This is a genomic window from Rhizobium sp. CF122 (assembly GCF_000282035.1).
GTDB lineage: Bacteria > Pseudomonadota > Alphaproteobacteria > Rhizobiales > Rhizobiaceae > Rhizobium.
The window spans coordinates 1-15884 of record NZ_AKKA01000119.1; the positions used below are offsets into that span (position 1 = coordinate 1).

Genomic DNA, 15884 nt, shown 5'->3' on the forward strand with positions numbered 1-15884 from the left:
GGATCACCCGGTCGGGGAGGCGGCCCGCGCGGCAACTGATCGCCATCTTGATCATTCCGGAAATTCGGATCCAGCAGACGCGGCAGAATCTGATCGGCAGCACCAACGAATTGCCCGCCCGGCAAGAGGTTTTTGTTGCTGCCATCAACATGGCGCAGACCCCACGGAAGGATCGCCGCATTCGGTCCGATGATCGATTGCAGGCTTTCACCGGCAACTTCGCGTTCGGCGACGACGATCTGCTTCAGAATATACGCAAGGTCGTCCTGATAGACGGTGAAATTCGGATTCTGCGTAGCCATGTCGGTCCTCGAAGCAAACGCCGCCCCTCGGAAAGAACGCTCATTCTTTCCGTTGCGATCGGCTGGCAATTGTTGACCGTCTGAAGTTGTACAGGTCCCGAGGTGCAGTGATCTACAGAACAAGGTCCAAGGAATGTCGCGACCAAGAGGCCAGTTCATTCCTGCCACCAAAGTCGCACAATGCTTGGACCGAGGTCCCGGTATTATCAGACCAAAGTCCGAGAGGGGCGTTGGCTATTCGCCGTCGCGCGCGGCATCCGTCGTCTTCTGCGCGATCAGCGCCAACTCGATGCGGTTTTTCGCATTGACCTTACGGAGCAGCCGCGAGACGTGAAATTTGACGGTACGCAACGTCGTACCGGTCGCTTCGGCAATTGCCTGATTGCCCATGCCACGCCCCACGCATTCCAACACGTGGCGCTCCTTCGCCGACAACTCCGTCAGCAAATTGCCTTTCGTTCTCGGCTGCGTCTGCCCTCTCATTGCAGCAACCAGCTTGGAGCCGAGCGTCGGCGCGAGATAGGTGCTACCCCGCTGGACAGTCGTCAACGCATCCAAAAGCTCGGTCGCGGCAATACCCTTGAGAATATAGCCGGAAGCGCCCGCTTCCAGTGCTTCGAGGGCATCTTGGTCATCCTCCGAAACGGTCAGCATCACAACCTTCACATCAGGCCATCGTTCATGGATTTCGCGGGCCGCCGCCACGCCACCACCCGGCATGGAAATATCCAGAAGCACGATCGTCGGCTGATGCAGCGCGACGAGGTCAAGCGCATCCTGCTTCGACGCGCCTTCGGCGACAACCTGCAAGTTCTCGCTGAGCGCAATCGTCTGCATCACCCCCATGCGAAAGAGCGCGTGATCATCGACAACAATGACAGAGGCCGGCACCACCATTCAGATTGTCTCCCGAAGCTCGAAGAGCATTGTCAGCTTTGTTCCCGCGCCGGCGGTGACGATCTGCAGGCTGCCGCCCAGGCTCTCGATACGCTGCCGCAGGCCCTGGAGGCCCATTCCGCCACCCGTTCGAGTAGCCGGCTTGACGAAGCCCTGCGGCGGCCCCCTGTCGGAGACGACCACTTTCATGTGTGCACGGCTCATCTCGCACCAAACTTCCTGGCCGTTGCCGCCAGCGTGCCTATAGGCGTTATTTAGCCCCTCCTGCACGAAACGGAAAAGGCAGATCTTCAATGCCGCCGGAATGTCGATATCCTCCGACACGACCGTCGAAGCGACCTTCGTTCCCGACCGGCTCTCGTGCATCTTGATCGCGCGTTCGATGATGCGACTGGGTGAAAGGTGCTCGATCTCCGGCAGGATCAACGATCGAGCGATCACCCGGATCTCGGCCAGGGCACTATCGAGCGACTCCTCGAGTGTCGCGAGCGGCACCTTGCGCGCAGGATCGGTCTTGGCCTGTCGGACCTGCTCGACCTGCAGGCGTGCGAAGCTGAGAAGCTGGGCCGGGCCATCATGAAGATCCGCGCCAACCCCACGCATAAGTTTTTCATTGCGTTCGGCAAGCTGCATCGAGGCCTGACGGGCGATGCCCTGCAATTCTGCGAGCTTGCGCGACGCGGCCTCCGCATCTTCCGCGCGTTGGTGCAAGGCTCGCCGCTGTTCCTCAATGGTGTTGCTGCCCCGGCGAACGATCATGAAGAGACAAAGCAGGATCGCGCAGGAGGCAAGAGCCACCGCGACCCAACTTGCCAGTCGCACATATCCTACATCGTGATCGAAGGTTGCAGGATCCTCCTGTATCTCCGCGACAGCGATGATCGTGCCGGAGGAGTTGTCACGCAGTGGGCTATAGATCTCCAGATAATTTGTCTGGAAATTGCGGACGACGTGTTCGCCTGCATCGAGGTCGGCAAAGGAAAGCGCAACCTCGCCTGCCAGCGCACTCCTGGCACCAGAAGGCAGAGGGAACTTTCGACCGATTAGGTCCGGCGCGATCGAATAGGCAACCGTCCCATCCGGCTTCCATATCTCGACATGCGGGAAACGTTCCCGCAACATGGGATCGGTGAAAAGATCGTGGAGCCTGGCGAGATCCTCCGGCGGCACGGCATCCGCCGAAGCCAGCTTCTGCACTAACGGCTCGGTCATACTCTGAACGAATATCGCGGCGGCTCCGGCTTTGCTGCGGATGGCGTTTTGCTCAACGATTCCGGAGATGACGTAGCCCGAGATCAGTGTCGCGAAGAAGATCAGGATGCCACTGGCAAACAGGAACTGAATCGACAATGGCCGACTCCTCACCCAACTCAGCAATCCTTTGGACCGCAATCCTTGTCCTCCGATCGAAGAAAGCAGCTCTTGCCAGTATAAGCCCAGCAGTATGATCGCAGTGTTCGCGAAAAATTGAAAGACTGGCCTGGAAGGCATCGCAACGGCTAGTCGACGCGTCATTTTTCAAGGAGCCAGTTCTTCCATGAGTGAAGGAGAATTGAGATGCGAAAGATCCTTGTGAACTGCACTGTCGCGGCGATGGCGCGCCAACGGAGCTACGCCAACGACCATGATCAGGCGCGTCCCGCAATTACCATCAACGATCATGGCATCAGAGTTGGCGCCGTTCGCGAGCGTGACCGCCACTATCGCGATCGCTGCTACACCAAGACGGTCAGAACGATGACCGACGATGGCGATGAGATCACCAAGACGGTACGCCGTTGCAGATAGCCACAAACGTGGCCGACCTCTTGCGACAATTCGAAATCCGAAGCAACAAACGCCTCGACCGAGGCGAGCGGAAGAGTGTCGACCATAAAGCGATAAGCCAAAGGAGAAATGCCATGCTTCTACGAGCGCTTGGAGCGCCCGTTCTAGCAATTGGTCTTGCAACCAGCGCTATGGCGCGATCGAGCGCGCGACCGGCGGCGGAGCAAATACTACCGGCAGCGGCTCGACAACACGCCCGGCCTGAACAACAACACACCTGGTATCAACAACAGTAACAATGGCACCGGCACGCTGGATCCAAACGCTGCGAATAACGTCACCACTGCGAACGGACAGTCGGGCTCGTCGGGCGGCAATCCGAATGACCGCCAACGCCGCGAGTCCAGTGGCACGTCCAACCCAACGCCGCCGGTGAGCACCACGATGACCTCGCCTGACACCCAGCAGGCGTGCCGATAGAACTAAACCCGCCTTCGACCGGGTTTTTCTTTTTAGACTAACTCTCTGCCTCAAACTCGTCGGAAGGCGTCAGCGGAATCGATTGCAGCAGAGTCTGGCGCGCCGAGCGCAGATGCAGGCGGCACGCGAAATCAATCGTCGCCTGATCACGTGATTCCAGTGCGGCGATATAATCCAGATGTTCGTAAATAGCGCGTTCGTTGCGCTCACGGGCGAAAGCTTTGTTCCACTGGTAGTGATAGTGAAAGATGATCGCGATCGCATCGTAGAAATCGGCGATGAAGCGGTTCTTCGAGGCTGCGTGGATGAGCAGGTGGAAGCGTTCGTCGAGGGTGGAAAACTCCTTGTAGCGCGTATCGAGATCGCGCAGCATCGCCTGGTGTTGGGCCTTGATGTCCGATAGCGCGCGCCACGCGTCGCTCTCGGGCGGAAGCTTGCCGAATTCCGCGGCCGAATGCAGCTCGAACATCTCACGCACGTCAGCGAGTTCAAGCGCAAAGTCACGCGTGAACCCCTTGAGTATCCAGTGGCTGTTCGGCCGCTTCTCGATCAGGCCGAACCGCGAAAAGCGGATCAGGAACTCGCGGACGCTGGTGGTGCCGGTGCCGATTTCGCGGGCGAGTTCCAACTCGTTGATCTGCATGCCGGGTGCAGCATCATCCGACAGAATGCGCTGCATAAAGCTGCGCTCGATGATGTCGTGCAGCGAATCCGTCTCTTCCGTCGGGAAGAAATCGGCCTCGGTCGGCTGCCGGAGGACAACCTTCTGGCGCTTGTTCCAGCGAATGATGCCGGCATCGCTGAGCCGTGTCAGGATGGCACGCGCCGTGCTGCGGCTGATGCCGAGCTGGGACGCGATCTCGGGCTCCGACGGTAATGCGGCATCCGTCCGCAAAGCCGCGGCATAGCGGTTGTACGCTTCCTTGAAGACTGTATTCTGCCGTGCCATACGCGCTCCGCCCTCTTGCCTCGGCAACACGAACGGCCGGCCGCGGAGCGCGGCACGAAGCGTGGCAGAAGCTTATCTCTCAGCAATCCTTATCTTATTTTGGATCGCATGCGGCTGTTTGCCTCCCTCGTCCACAGGATCAATAATCCCGTTGACTTGAAAATGTTTATTGTAGATAAAAAACAAAATCAATGAGCATTCGCCGACGCAGCGAGTGTTTCCCTAGGGAGAAGAATGTTGACCAAGGACCCCTGGATCATCTTGTCTGCCGGCGACAACGTTGCGGTCGCAACGGCGGCGATCCCCTCTGGCGCAACGGTCGCCGGCATCCAGACCCGGGAGAAGATCGATCCCGGCCACAAGATTGCATTGGCCGATATTCCGCTCGGCCAGCCGGTCGTCAAATACGGGCAAGCGATCGGGCGGACGACGGCTGACGTTAGGGCCGGCGACCATATTCACAGCCACAATCTGCATTTCGAGAACGATCGTCTTGCGGCAACGGCCAATTCGGCGCCCGAGGAAGCAAGCGCCGCAGACAGAGCGCGCACGTTCATGGGCTATCGTCGCGCCGACGGCCGCTCGGCGACGCGCAACTACATCGGCATCATTGCCAGCGTGAACTGTTCCACCACGGTCTGTCGGGCGATCGCCGACGAGGCCAACCGGACGATCCTGCCGCATTTCGACGGCATCGACGGTTTCGTGCCGATCGTGCACGATCAAGGTTGCGGCATGAGCTCCACCGGCGACGGCATGGCGGTCCTCCACCGGACACTTGCCGGCTATACCAGGCATGTGAACTTCGGTGGCGTGCTGATGATCGGGCTCGGCTGCGAAGTCAACCAGCTCACGCTCTACGGCCAAAGCGGCGCCGGCAATTCCAAGCGCCATTTCAACATCCAAGATGCCGGTGGCTCGCGCCGTGCGGTTGCGCGCGCCATGGGCATGCTGCGCGAGATTGCTCAGGATGTCGGCAAGGAAAAGCGGGTGCCGCTGCCGATCAGCGATATCATCATCGGCCTGCAGTGCGGTGGCTCGGATGGATTTTCCGGCATCACCGCCAATCCGGCGCTTGGAGTGGCCGCCGACCTGCTGGCGGCTGCCGGCGGCACGGCGATCCTCTCCGAAACATCCGAGATCTATGGCGCGGAGCACCTACTGCGAAGCCGTGCAGTCAACGATGAGGTTGCCCGCAAGCTCGACGATAAGATCGCCTGGTGGGAGAAATATGTGGCGTTGCATGGCGCATCGCTGGATAACAACCCCTCGCCCGGCAACAAGCGTGGCGGCCTGACGACCATTCTAGAAAAATCGCTTGGCGCCGTCGCCAAGGGCGGTCGCTCGCCCTTGACCGCCGTCTATGGCTATGCCGAGCGCGTCAGCGCGCCGGGTCTGGTCTTCATGGATACCCCCGGCTACGATCCGGTTTCGGCAACCGGCCAGGTGGCCGGTGGCGCGAACATGATCGCCTTCACCACCGGCCGCGGCAGCTGCTTCGGCTGCCGCCCGGCGCCTTCGATCAAGCTTTCCAGCAACTCGGCTCTTTATGCCTCGATGGAAGAGGACATGGATATCGACTGCGGCACGATCGCAACAGGCGACGCAACCATTAGCGCGAAGGGCCGCGAGATCTTCGATCTGATCATCGACACAGCGTCGGGCAAGAAGACGAAAAGCGAAGAATTCGGCTACGGCGACAATGAGTTCGTGCCGTGGCATCTCGGAGCGACGCTCTAAACCACACGAAATATCAGGTCTTCACAGGAGGAAGGATGAAGACGAGGAGCATCGGCAGGACGGAGCTTGACGTGACCGAAGTGAGCTTCGGTGGCGCGGCTCTCGGCGGCCTGTATCGGACCTGCCCGCGCGAGCAGGCCATGGAGACGCTGGAGGCTGCATGGGACAGCGGCATTCGCTACTTCGATGTCGCGCCATGGTATGGCCTTGGCCTTGCGGAGCGTCGCTTCGGCGATTTCCTGCGTGACAAGCCGGAAAAGGAGTGGGTGCTCTCGACCAAGGTGGGCCGACTGCTACGCCCGGTGCCGACGAGGACGGTTCCCGATTATAGCTATGTCGATCCGCTCTCCTTCGATGCCGACTACGACTATTCCTACGACGGCATCATGCGCTCGGTGGAGTTCAGCTACGCCCGTCTCGGCCTGAACCGGATCGATATCCTCTATGTCCACGACATCGGCAGATACACCCATGGTGCGGCCAAGAACGCCATCCTCCAGAAGCAATTCCTGGATAGCGGCATCAAGGCGTTGGAGGAGCTGAAATCCTCCGGAGCGATCAAGGCCTTCGGGCTTGGTGTCAACGAGGTCCCGGTCTGCCTTGACGTGATGCGTAATGCCGATATCGACTGCATCCTGATGGCCGGGCGCTACACCCTGCTCGACCGATCGGCAGTTGCCGAGCTGCTGCCGCTCTGTCGGAAGAAGGGCACATCGCTCGTGGTCGGCGGCGTCTTCAATTCAGGTATCCTTGCAACCGGACCCGTGCCTGGCTCGCATTTCGACTATATGCCGGCGACAGATGACGTGCTCGCCAAGGTCGCGAGCATGGAAAAGATTGCCATTAAGCACGGTGTGCCACTGGCCGCCCCTGCTCTGCAGTTTCCGCTCCGCGATCCGCTCGTCTCGTCCGTGCTGATCGGCACGGCCAAGGCATCAAGCTTGCAGCGCAACATGGAGCTTTTCGAGCCCACGTTGCCGGACTCCATCTTCCCCGAATTCGACGCTCTGACGCTCGTCGCGCCGCCGCTCGGCGAAGACGCTGTGCGTGTTTAAGGACTGACTATGCTTAAAGGCATCCACCCCATCCTCAATCCCGACCTGCTGCGTGCGATCGCTCGCATGGGACACGGCGACGACATCGTGATTGCCGACGCCAACTTCCCGTCGAGCACGATGGGGCCGGAGGTCATCCGCGCCGACGGCGTCAGCGCGACCGACATGGCCGGGGCCATCCTGACGCATTTTCCGCTTGATACGTTCGTGCCGGAAACGGCGTGGCGCATGGAGGTGGTCGGCGATCCGACTGCCGTGCCCGAAGTTTGTGCCGAATTTCAGGAAATCGTGTCGAGGCGCGCTGGCGACTTCAGGATCGCCTCCCTCGAACGCTTTGCCTTTTATGAGCGCGCTCGCACGGCTGCCTATATCGTGGCAACGACCGAATTCCGGCTCTACGGCAACTTGATTTTGAAGAAAGGCGTCGTGCACCCCCATGAAGTCTATCGCGGTTGACAGAACTTCAGACCGCGGTTGAATAATCGTAAAAACAATCACTTACGGCGAACGAAGAAACGACAATCGAGCCTGCTAAGCTACTTGCAATTTGACTTTCGCTCGGCTAGCTTCTCGTAGTAAATGTTTTTTATCGATAAAAATCGTCCGCCTGCGTTCAGCGGTACGGTTTACCTGGAGGAGAACGCACCTAGGAGGAGAACTACATGCGCATGAAATCCATTCTGTCGCGCCGAGCCTTCACGGCTCTCGCGGGTGCTGCCGTTATCGCCACCGCAATGCCGGTGACGTCGTTCGCAGCTGACGTGACGATCCCGATCATCGTCAAGGACACGACGTCCTTCTACTGGCAGATCGTTCTGGCCGGCGCCCGCGCTGCCGGCAAGGATCTCGGCGTCAACGTACCGGAACTCGGCGCACAGGCCGAATCCGACATCAACGGCCAGATCAGCATTCTTGAGAACGCCGTTGCCGGCAAGCCGGCTGCAATCGTGATCTCGCCGACGGAGTTCAAGGCGCTCGGCAAGCCGATCGATGAAGCCGCCAAGTCCGTTCCGATCATCGGCATCGACTCGGCCGCGGACTCCCAGGCGTTTAAGTCGTTCCTGACGACCGACAACGTTCAGGGCGGGCGCATCGCAGCCGACGGCCTTGCCGCGGCCATTAAGGAAATGACCGGCAAGGAAGAGGGCGAAGTCGTCATCCTTACCAACCTTCCGGGCGTCGGCTCGCTTGAGCAGCGCCGCGAAGGTTTCCTGGATCAAGTAAAGACGAAGCATCCCGGCCTGAAGGTCATCGCCGACAAATACGGTGATGGCCAGGCGACGACCGGCCTCAACATGATGACCGATCTGATCACGGCCAATCCGAACCTCGTGGGTGTCTTCGCCTCGAACCTGATCCTGGGTCAGGGTGTTGGCCAAGCGATTGCGGAAAACAAGCTCGGCGACAAGATCAAGGTCATCGCCTTCGATAGCGACGACAAGACGGTTGGCTTCCTCAAGGACGGCTCGCTTGCCGGTCTCGTTGTTCAGGATCCCTATCGCATGGGCTATGACGGCGTGAAGACGGCGCTCGCCGTATCCAAGGGCGAGAAGGTCGAAGAGAAGGTCGATACCGGTGCCAACCTGGTCACCAAGGCCAACATGAGCGACCCGAAGATCGACGCTCTGCTGAACCCGAAGATCAAGTAATGATCTGACGATGGCCGCGCGGGAGAAATCCCGCGCGGCCTTTCCTTCACCTGTGTTATCGTCCGCATGAGGAGCGCGGACGGCCGGTGGAGAGTTGGCAATTCGCGAGAAGGAGACGCCCATGAGCCTGGAAGAGGTCAGTCATCGCCACGATGACAGCGCCACGCTGACGGAGGGAAACCGCATTCCGGCGGGCGCCCCAATCCTCGAACTCAAGGGATTGCAGAAGAATTACGGCTACGTTCAGGCACTGAAGCCGGCGACGATGACGTTTCTGGCCGGCGAGATTCATGCGATTGTAGGTGAGAACGGAGCCGGAAAGTCGACGCTGATCAAGCTGCTGACAGGCGTTATCACCAGAACGGCCGGCGAGATCCTCTGGTGCGGACACCCCGTCGCGCTGGCAACGCCGAACGAGGCGATCGCGCGCGGCATCAACGCCGTCCATCAGGAAGTCGTGCTTTGCCCGCATCTGACGGTCGCGGCCAATCTCTTCCTTGGCGACGAGGTCAATCAATACGGCCTGATGCGCAAGAGAGAGATGGAGAAGATGGCGCAAGCCGTGCTCGACGATCTCGGCTTCGGGCTGCCCGCCGGCGTCCCGCTCGCCGATCTGACGATCGGCCAGCAGCAGCTCGTCGCGACGGCGCGTGCGGCGATGCGCGGCACCCAGTTTCTGATCTTCGACGAACCGACCGCTTACCTTACGCGTCAGGAATCGGCCCAACTTTTCAAGCTGATCCGTCGCCTGCAGGGCGAAGGCGTGACGATCGTCTACATCAGCCACCGCATGGAGGAAGTGTTCGAGCTCGCCGACCGTGTTTCGGTACTTCGCGACGGCACGCATGTCGGCACGCGCGCCATCGGCGAGACGAACGAGGCCGAGCTGATCGCTCTCATGATCAACCGCTCGATCGAGCAGATCTATCATAAGGAAGAGATCCCGATCGGAGAAACGATCCTCGACGTGCGCGGCCTTTCTGGGCCGGGCTTCGAGAACGTGTCGCTCTCGGTCAAGGCCGGGCAGATCGTCGGCCTTTACGGCCTGATCGGTGCGGGGCGAAGCGAATTCGCGCTGGGCCTTTTCGGCCGGGAAAAGACGACGGCCGGTGAGATCCACTGGATGGGCAAGAAGGTCGATATCAACAGCGAACGCACGGCGATGGAGCTCGGGATCGCGCTGGCGCCGGAGAGCCGCCGCGACCAGGGTCTTTGCCTCAACCTACCGATCGGGCTCAACATCAACCTCCCGGTCTTCAAGCGGCTGAGCAAGGGCCCGGTCATCAGCCACAGCGAAGAAACGCAGAATGCCGACCAGCAGATCCGTGACCTCGCGATCAAGACGCCCAGCCGGCGCGTTCTGGTTTCGGCCATGTCCGGCGGCAATCAACAGAAAGTCGTCATCGGCAAGTGGCTGAGCTATGGCGCACGGCTCTTCATCTTCGACGAGCCGACCGTGGGCGTCGATGTTGGCACCAAGGCGGAAATCTACCGGCTGTTCGCCAAGCTTCTGAAGCAGGGGGCCGGGATCATTCTGATCTCGTCCTATCTGCCCGAGGTTTATGAGCTTGCGGATAGGCTGCACGTCTTCCGCCGCGGCCAGCTTGTCGCGAGCCACGACTTCCACGCCGCAACACATGAAGAAGTGCTGAGCGAAGCGATCGGCGTCTAAAAGAATAAGAGGGAGAGAGAACCAATGACCGCAACCCCCACCGAGATCGCCGCGCCGCCACCGCGTCGAAAAGTGAACATCCTTTTCGGCCTGACTCTAATCGGGCTCCTGGCCTTCCTTTGGATCGTTCTCGGCTTCGTGACTGCCAGCTTCTGGACGCCACTGAATATCTCCAACCTCCTGCGCCAAGGCGCAATGACGGCGATTTTGGCTCTTGGCCAGACCTTTGTGATCATCACCGCCGGCATCGACCTTTCGGTCGGAGCGATCGTCGGCTTCACCAGCGTCATCCTTGCCTGGCTGCTGCAGGCGGGCGTGCCGGTCTGGGCGTCTATCCTGATAACGCTGCTGATCGGCGTCGGCATCGGGGTGTTCCATGGCTTCGGCATCGTCAAAATGGGACTGCCGCCTTTCATCATCACGCTGGCAACGCTCACGTCGTTGCGCGGCATCGGGCTTCTGATCACCAACGGCTCGACGATCAACATCGTCAACGAGCCCTTCACGAACTTTGCCCGCGCCGACTTCCTCGGAGTGCCGAGCCTGTTCTGGATGGTCATTCTCGTCGCGGTGCCGTCCTACATCTTCCTGCATCTGAGCCGATGGGGGCGCTATCTCTTCGCCGTCGGCTCGAACCGTGAAGCGGCCCGCCTATCGGGCGTCCGGGTGAACGGCATCATTTACCTCGCCTACATCCTCTCGGCGACGTTCGCTGCCTTCGTCGGCGTTCTGCTTGCCTCGCGTATCGCGATCGGCAACGCCACACAGGCCGACGGATGGGAGCTGCAGGCGATCGCTTCCTCGGTGATCGGCGGCACCAGTCTGTTCGGCGCTGTCGGTTCGGTCCACGGGCCGCTCATCGGCGCCTTCATTCTGGCAACCATCAACAACGGTGCGAACCTGCTCAACGTCAATTCGTTCTGGCAGCGCATCATCACCGGTCTGCTGATCATCGTGATCGTCTACTTCGATCAACTGCGCCGCCGCCGCAACCCGTAAGCAGGCAGCGACATACGGAGCCGGCCCCGAGGCCGGCTTCTTCCATTTCAGGAATGCGAGACCATCATGAAAGCAGTGCTCTGCAAAGAACCCGGTGTCCTCGAACTCGTGGAACGCCCTTCCCCCGGCGCGCCGTCACCCGGCTGGATCCGCCTTGCGGTCAGCCATGTCGGTATCTGTGGCACCGACTACCACATCTTCGAGGGCAAGCATCCATTCCTCGAATATCCACGCGTGATGGGGCACGAGATCTCCGCGACGGTTCTGGAAACAGGCGACGGTGTTGCCATGGCGGTCGGCACGCCCGTCATCGTCAACCCCTATCTTTCGTGTGGCAACTGCGTTGCCTGCCGCCAGGGCAAGCCGAATTGCTGCACGGACATCAAGGTGTTGGGCGTGCACACGGACGGAGCGTTCTGCGACGAGATTTCGGTGCCGGCCGGCAATCTCTATGCTGCAAAGGGCGTGAGCCTGGAGGCCGCAGCCACCACCGAGTTCCTCGCAATCGGCGCCCATGCGGTCCGCCGTTCCATGGCGCCGGCCGGATCACGCTCACTCGTCATCGGTGCCGGTCCGATCGGGCTGGGCGCCGCGATCTTCTCGCGGATTGCCGGGCATGAGGTCACATTGCTCGACACCAGTCAGGAGCGACTGCAGATGGCTGCTGACCGGTTCAACTTCTCCTCAGGCATCGTTGCCGGCGAAGGTGCCTCCGAAGCTGTCAAAGCGAAGACTGACGGCGATGGTTTTGACGTCGTCTTTGATGCCACCGGCTATGGCCCGTCGATGGAGAAGGCCTTCAGCTTCGTTGCCCATGGCGGCGCGCTTGTGCTCGTCAGCGTCGTCAAGGACGACATCCGTTTCTCCGATCCGGAGTTTCATAAGCGTGAAATGATGGTGATCGGTAGCCGCAACGCGACGCGCGTGGATTTCGAGCATGTCGCAGATTCGATCGCCAAAGGACTCGTGCCCGTCGAGCAGTTGATCACTCACCGCACGACGCTGGCGGACGCGCCGCGTGACCTGGCACGCTGGGCGCACGAAAAGAGCGGCCTGATCAAGGCAGTCATCAAGGTCGGCGCCTAAAGCGCGTCGATCGCCGCCCGCATTTGACGCACTACGTCGGCATCCGTCCGGTTCGTCGTCGCGGCTTCGAAGCCGAAGGCAACCGCCCTTGGATCGATGCTGTCAACCCGTGAGCTGCAGGAGGCGTGAACCTCGCTTGCGCCCGTAACCCTTAGTATGTCGCCCACGTTGCCGGGACGCACGCCGCTGCCGGGCATGATCGAGACGCGGCCGGCGGCCTTGCGGGAGAGACGACCCAGCGTCTCCAAGCCGTCGATCGCCTTCGGCACACAGCCGGACGTGAGAACGCGCTCGCAGCCAAGCTCGATCGCCTGTTCCAGCGCTGCATCGGCATCAGGGACGAGATCGAAGGCGCGGTGAAGGGTCGATCCAAGTCCGTCGGCGCGAGCCTTTAACCGGCTGATCAGCGGTACATCCAGTGTACCGTCCAAACGATTGGCGCCGATGACAACCCCGGCGAGGCCGAAGGCGCGCACGGCGTCAATATCGGCCATCATCGCTTCTTCGTCGACCGCATCGAATACGAAGGGCCCGGCATGCGGCCGGATCATCGCATAGACAGGAACAGGTGCGGCGGCCGCAGCCTTCATCAGGCCCGCAACCGGCGTCAGTCCGCCAAGCTCCAGAGCCGAGCAGAGCTCAATGCGGCCGGCACCGCCGGCGATCGCAGCCGCAAGGCCCTGCGGGCTGTCGACGCATACTTCCAGCAAAACGGTCACGCTCGAATCTCCTTGTCCGCCGCTGTCTCTTTAAGCGAAGGCGCTCTCCTGCGCGATGGGCGTGGCAATTATTTTGGCGACGGCGTCGATGATCATGGCACTTGCGTCAGCCGAAGCTTTCCGATGGTTGAAGGCGACATGATAGGACATCGGAATGGACTCATCGAGCTCGACGATCCGAACTTTGTCGGCAATGGGCATGGCGCTGACGCGGCCAAGAAACGAGATGTAGCCGTGATTGGCCACAAGGTCGACGATGACAGGCAGCGAGTCAGCCGCCGTGATATCCCGGTTTCGGTAGCGGCGATTGTTGACGCGCTCGTGGCTCAGCGCCATCGTGGCGTGTCCGAGGCCCGTCCGGGAACTCGGCGTGCAGATCGCGTGACTTTCGACAAGCTCGGCCACTGTCCGCTCGCGGCTCTGCGGCGGAGCGATCAGAACCATGTTCGTCTGCAGCAATTCACGGTGTCGGAAGCGCTCGAGGCCGAAGACGGAGTCGAGAATTGCAACATCGATACGGCCGGCCTTGAGAGCTTCCCGCAAGTCATCCGCGGTCATCAGTACCAGCGAGATCGCGTTCTTGCTGCGGCTGGCATTCCACTCCGCAACCAGCGTGCCAAGGCATCGCGCTACCCAACTTTCCGATCCTGTTGGGATGATCGAACCGATGCGAAGCGCCCGCGCGGTGCGCTGATAGCGCTCGTCGGAGGATGCCTTCAAATCATTCCATCTCTGAGCGATGGCCTGGAAGATGGCATAGACCTCGTGGCCATGCTCGGTTAGCACAGAGCCCTGAGCCTGCCGCTCAAACAGGCGATGACCCAGTGCCTTCTCCAAAGTCGCGATCTGAAGCGAAAGCTGCGGCTGACCAAGCTTCAGCCGCCGCGCCGCACGGTTGATGCTGCCTTGGTCGGCGACCTCGAGAAATCGCTCCATTGTGGCGATCTTGATCGGCAGGCGCGACGGCTTGTCTGTCCCAATCCATTCCGCCAGATCCTCCGCCGACTGCACAATCGGCAGGAGTTTTTCGCGGACGTCGTCGCTGGCAAGCAGCGTCGCAAGCTCGCCGGAACTGCGCTCGGTCAGTTTGAGCGCAAGCTCGGTCTCAAGGCTGCGGACTGCTGTCGAAACCGTCGATACCGCGAGTGAAAGGTTTCGTGCCGTCTCTCTCACCGACCCGGACGAGAGCACGTGACTAGCAACAAACAACGTGCCGAGCTGCAACCGCGTTCTCCGTAACGATATGAAAAATCGAACGATATGATGTGTTCGTTAAAAAAGATATCCCTGCCGGGAAATCGGGCGGCTATCGTTCCTGCCAAGTACAAAACCGGGCGTGGCAGTAGAACCACGGAAAGAGCACCGGACATCTGCGGAAACGCGTAAGGGAACAAAACAAATCGCGCCGGCGATAGAAAAGGAAATGCATTTTCGCGCAAGCGTTTGCATTCACCGCCATAATCACGCCGCGACCGCAAAACTGGAGAGGCTTGCATCGATTTTTTCAACGCGAACGCTATTTCCATCACGCACGTATTTCCGGCACGATCGTAGCGGGGCTGCTTTCGCCGGTGATTTTATACGTGGGAGCCCTCCGCCGGGGCTTTCCGCGCAGTCAAACGGTGTAAATCAAGGGGACAATCCATGCTGAAGAAATTCGCTCTTGCCGTTTCGCTCTCCGCTTTTGCGGCAGGCGCGGCCGACGCTGCAGACGTCGTCGTTTCATCGAAGATCGATACTGAGGGCACGCTGCTCGGCAACGTCATCGTGCTGGCGCTCAACGCAAACGGCATCAAGACGCAGGAGCGCGTCGCGCTCGGTACGACGCCGGTTCTTCGCAAGGCGATCACTGCCGGCGAAATCGATATCTATCCGGAATACACAGGTAACGCCGGCTTCTTCTTCAACAAGGCCGACGACCCGGCCTGGAAAAATCTTCAGCAGGGCTACGACCTCGCGAAGAAGCTCGACTACGACGCCAACAAGATCGTCTGGCTGACGCCTTCTCCGGCGAACAACACCTGGGCGCTCGCCGTGCGCAATGATGTCGCCGGCCCGAACAACCTGAAGACCATGTCGGATTTCGGAAAATGGGTCGCCGGCGGCGGGGCTGCCAAGCTGGTCGCTTCCGCCGAGTTCATCAATTCGGCCGGCGCGCTTCCGGCATTCCAGACGACCTACGGCTTCACGCTGAAGCCGGATCAGGAAATCGTTCTTTCGGGCGGTGACACGGCCGCGACCATCAAGGCCGCAGCCGACCAGACGAACGGCGCCAACACGGCCATGGTCTACGGCACGGACGGTGCGATCCAAGCCGCCGAACTGACCGTTCTCGAGGACGACAAGAACGTGCAGCAGGTCTATGCGCCGACCGCGATCATCCGTGAAGAAGTGCTAAAGGCAAACCCGAAGATCGAAGAAGTCCTCGCACCAATCTTCAAGAGCCTGAGCGCGGATGAACTGCGCAAGCTGAACGGCAAGATCCAAGTCGATGGCGAACCGGCGAAATCCGTTGCCGAAGGCTACCTGAAGGAAAAAGGCTTCCTGAAGTAATCTCGTCGCCCGATGC

Annotated in this window: 16 protein-coding genes; 10 read left to right on the forward strand and 6 right to left on the reverse strand. The window is 60.4% G+C overall.

Annotation, left to right across the window (positions count from 1 at the left end; all coding sequences use genetic code 11):
- The 3 genes from PMI09_RS27060 to PMI09_RS27070 form a co-directional block, all read right to left on the reverse strand.
- Positions 1 to 302 (reverse strand): hypothetical protein (locus tag PMI09_RS27060; RefSeq protein ID WP_007801907.1); only part of this gene is annotated, 302 nt, incomplete at its 3' end.
- A 234-nt stretch (positions 303 to 536) separates the two neighbouring features.
- Complete coding sequence (locus tag PMI09_RS27065; RefSeq protein WP_007801909.1) at positions 537 to 1199, reverse strand: response regulator; 663 nt, start codon at positions 1197 to 1199, stop codon at positions 537 to 539.
- Positions 1200 to 2549, reverse strand: coding sequence for a sensor histidine kinase (locus PMI09_RS27070; protein WP_007801911.1), 1350 nt, complete (start codon positions 2547 to 2549; stop codon positions 1200 to 1202). It lies immediately after the preceding gene.
- A gap of 207 nt (positions 2550 to 2756) precedes the next feature.
- On the opposite strand from PMI09_RS27070, the gene PMI09_RS27075 reads away from it, so the two are divergent.
- Together PMI09_RS27075 and PMI09_RS31520 are read left to right on the forward strand one after the other, a co-directional pair.
- Entirely contained in the window at positions 2757 to 2987 is a 231-nt protein-coding gene (locus tag PMI09_RS27075) for a hypothetical protein (RefSeq protein WP_007801913.1), read from the forward strand.
- 156 nt (positions 2988 to 3143) lie between these two features.
- Positions 3144 to 3446 (forward strand): hypothetical protein, encoded by a 303-nt coding sequence (locus tag PMI09_RS31520; RefSeq protein ID WP_157213409.1) that lies wholly within the window; start codon positions 3144 to 3146, stop codon positions 3444 to 3446.
- Positions 3447 to 3483: 37 nt separating this feature from the next.
- On the opposite strand, the gene PMI09_RS27080 is transcribed toward PMI09_RS31520, so the two are convergent.
- The gene (locus tag PMI09_RS27080) at positions 3484 to 4395 is read right to left on the reverse strand and encodes a GntR family transcriptional regulator (RefSeq protein WP_007801915.1); all 912 of its coding nucleotides are present in this window, start codon (positions 4393 to 4395) and stop codon (positions 3484 to 3486) included.
- Positions 4396 to 4632: 237 nt separating this feature from the next.
- Between PMI09_RS27080 and PMI09_RS27085 the strand changes: the two genes are divergently transcribed.
- From PMI09_RS27085 to PMI09_RS27115, 7 genes are all read left to right on the forward strand, one after another.
- Complete coding sequence (locus PMI09_RS27085; protein ID WP_037084363.1) at positions 4633 to 6135, forward strand: UxaA family hydrolase; 1503 nt, start codon at positions 4633 to 4635, stop codon at positions 6133 to 6135.
- 35 nt (positions 6136 to 6170) lie between these two features.
- A complete protein-coding gene (locus PMI09_RS27090; RefSeq protein WP_007801918.1) occupies positions 6171 to 7190 on the forward strand; it encodes an aldo/keto reductase in 1020 nt (339 codons plus the stop codon).
- A gap of 9 nt (positions 7191 to 7199) precedes the next feature.
- Entirely contained in the window at positions 7200 to 7646 is a 447-nt protein-coding gene (locus PMI09_RS27095) for an RbsD/FucU family protein (protein ID WP_007801920.1), read from the forward strand.
- Between the two features lie 206 nt (positions 7647 to 7852).
- Positions 7853 to 8839, forward strand: coding sequence for an ABC transporter substrate-binding protein (locus PMI09_RS27100; protein ID WP_007801922.1), 987 nt, complete (start codon positions 7853 to 7855; stop codon positions 8837 to 8839).
- 121 nt (positions 8840 to 8960) lie between these two features.
- Positions 8961 to 10511 carry a sugar ABC transporter ATP-binding protein gene (locus tag PMI09_RS27105; RefSeq protein WP_007801924.1) on the forward strand — a complete coding sequence of 517 codons (1551 nt, stop codon included), beginning with the start codon at positions 8961 to 8963 and terminating at the stop codon, positions 10509 to 10511.
- Positions 10512 to 10535: 24 nt separating this feature from the next.
- The gene (locus PMI09_RS27110; protein WP_007801926.1) at positions 10536 to 11510 is read left to right on the forward strand and encodes an ABC transporter permease; all 975 of its coding nucleotides are present in this window, start codon (positions 10536 to 10538) and stop codon (positions 11508 to 11510) included.
- Positions 11511 to 11576: 66 nt separating this feature from the next.
- On the forward strand, positions 11577 to 12596 hold the full coding sequence (locus tag PMI09_RS27115) for a zinc-binding alcohol dehydrogenase family protein (protein ID WP_007801928.1): 1020 nt from the start codon (positions 11577 to 11579) through the stop codon (positions 12594 to 12596).
- Here the strand turns inward: PMI09_RS27115 and PMI09_RS27120 are convergent.
- Positions 12593 to 13315 (reverse strand): copper homeostasis protein CutC, encoded by a 723-nt coding sequence (locus tag PMI09_RS27120; RefSeq protein WP_007801929.1) that lies wholly within the window; start codon positions 13313 to 13315, stop codon positions 12593 to 12595. The two genes, PMI09_RS27115 and PMI09_RS27120, sit on opposite strands and share 4 nt — an antisense overlap.
- Positions 13316 to 13345: 30 nt before the next feature.
- Positions 13346 to 14539: a LysR family transcriptional regulator gene (locus PMI09_RS27125; RefSeq protein WP_007801931.1), complete on the reverse strand. Its 1194-nt coding sequence runs from the start codon at positions 14537 to 14539 to the stop codon at positions 13346 to 13348.
- 420 nt (positions 14540 to 14959) lie between these two features.
- On the opposite strand from PMI09_RS27125, the gene osmF reads away from it, so the two are divergent.
- Positions 14960 to 15868, forward strand: coding sequence for a glycine betaine ABC transporter substrate-binding protein OsmF (gene osmF, locus PMI09_RS27130; protein WP_007801933.1), 909 nt, complete (start codon positions 14960 to 14962; stop codon positions 15866 to 15868).
- Positions 15869 to 15884: the final 16 nt, after the last annotated feature.

Excerpts from the sequence above, each read along its gene's own strand:
- PMI09_RS27090 (WP_007801918.1), top strand. The coding sequence starts at position 6,171 with ATGAAGACGAGGAGCATCGGCAGGACGGAGCTTGACGTGACCGAAGTG.
- PMI09_RS27110 (WP_007801926.1), top strand. The coding sequence starts at position 10,536 with ATGACCGCAACCCCCACCGAGATCGCCGCGCCGCCACCGCGTCGAAAA.
- PMI09_RS27095 (WP_007801920.1), top strand. The coding sequence starts at position 7,200 with ATGCTTAAAGGCATCCACCCCATCCTCAATCCCGACCTGCTGCGTGCG.
- osmF (WP_007801933.1), top strand. The coding sequence starts at position 14,960 with ATGCTGAAGAAATTCGCTCTTGCCGTTTCGCTCTCCGCTTTTGCGGCA.
- PMI09_RS27100 (WP_007801922.1), top strand. The coding sequence starts at position 7,853 with ATGCGCATGAAATCCATTCTGTCGCGCCGAGCCTTCACGGCTCTCGCG.
- PMI09_RS27105 (WP_007801924.1), top strand. The coding sequence starts at position 8,961 with ATGAGCCTGGAAGAGGTCAGTCATCGCCACGATGACAGCGCCACGCTG.
- PMI09_RS27065 (WP_007801909.1), bottom strand. The coding sequence starts at position 1,199 with ATGGTGGTGCCGGCCTCTGTCATTGTTGTCGATGATCACGCGCTCTTT.
- PMI09_RS27075 (WP_007801913.1), top strand. The coding sequence starts at position 2,757 with ATGCGAAAGATCCTTGTGAACTGCACTGTCGCGGCGATGGCGCGCCAA.
- PMI09_RS27115 (WP_007801928.1), top strand. The coding sequence starts at position 11,577 with ATGAAAGCAGTGCTCTGCAAAGAACCCGGTGTCCTCGAACTCGTGGAA.
- PMI09_RS27080 (WP_007801915.1), bottom strand. The coding sequence starts at position 4,395 with ATGGCACGGCAGAATACAGTCTTCAAGGAAGCGTACAACCGCTATGCC.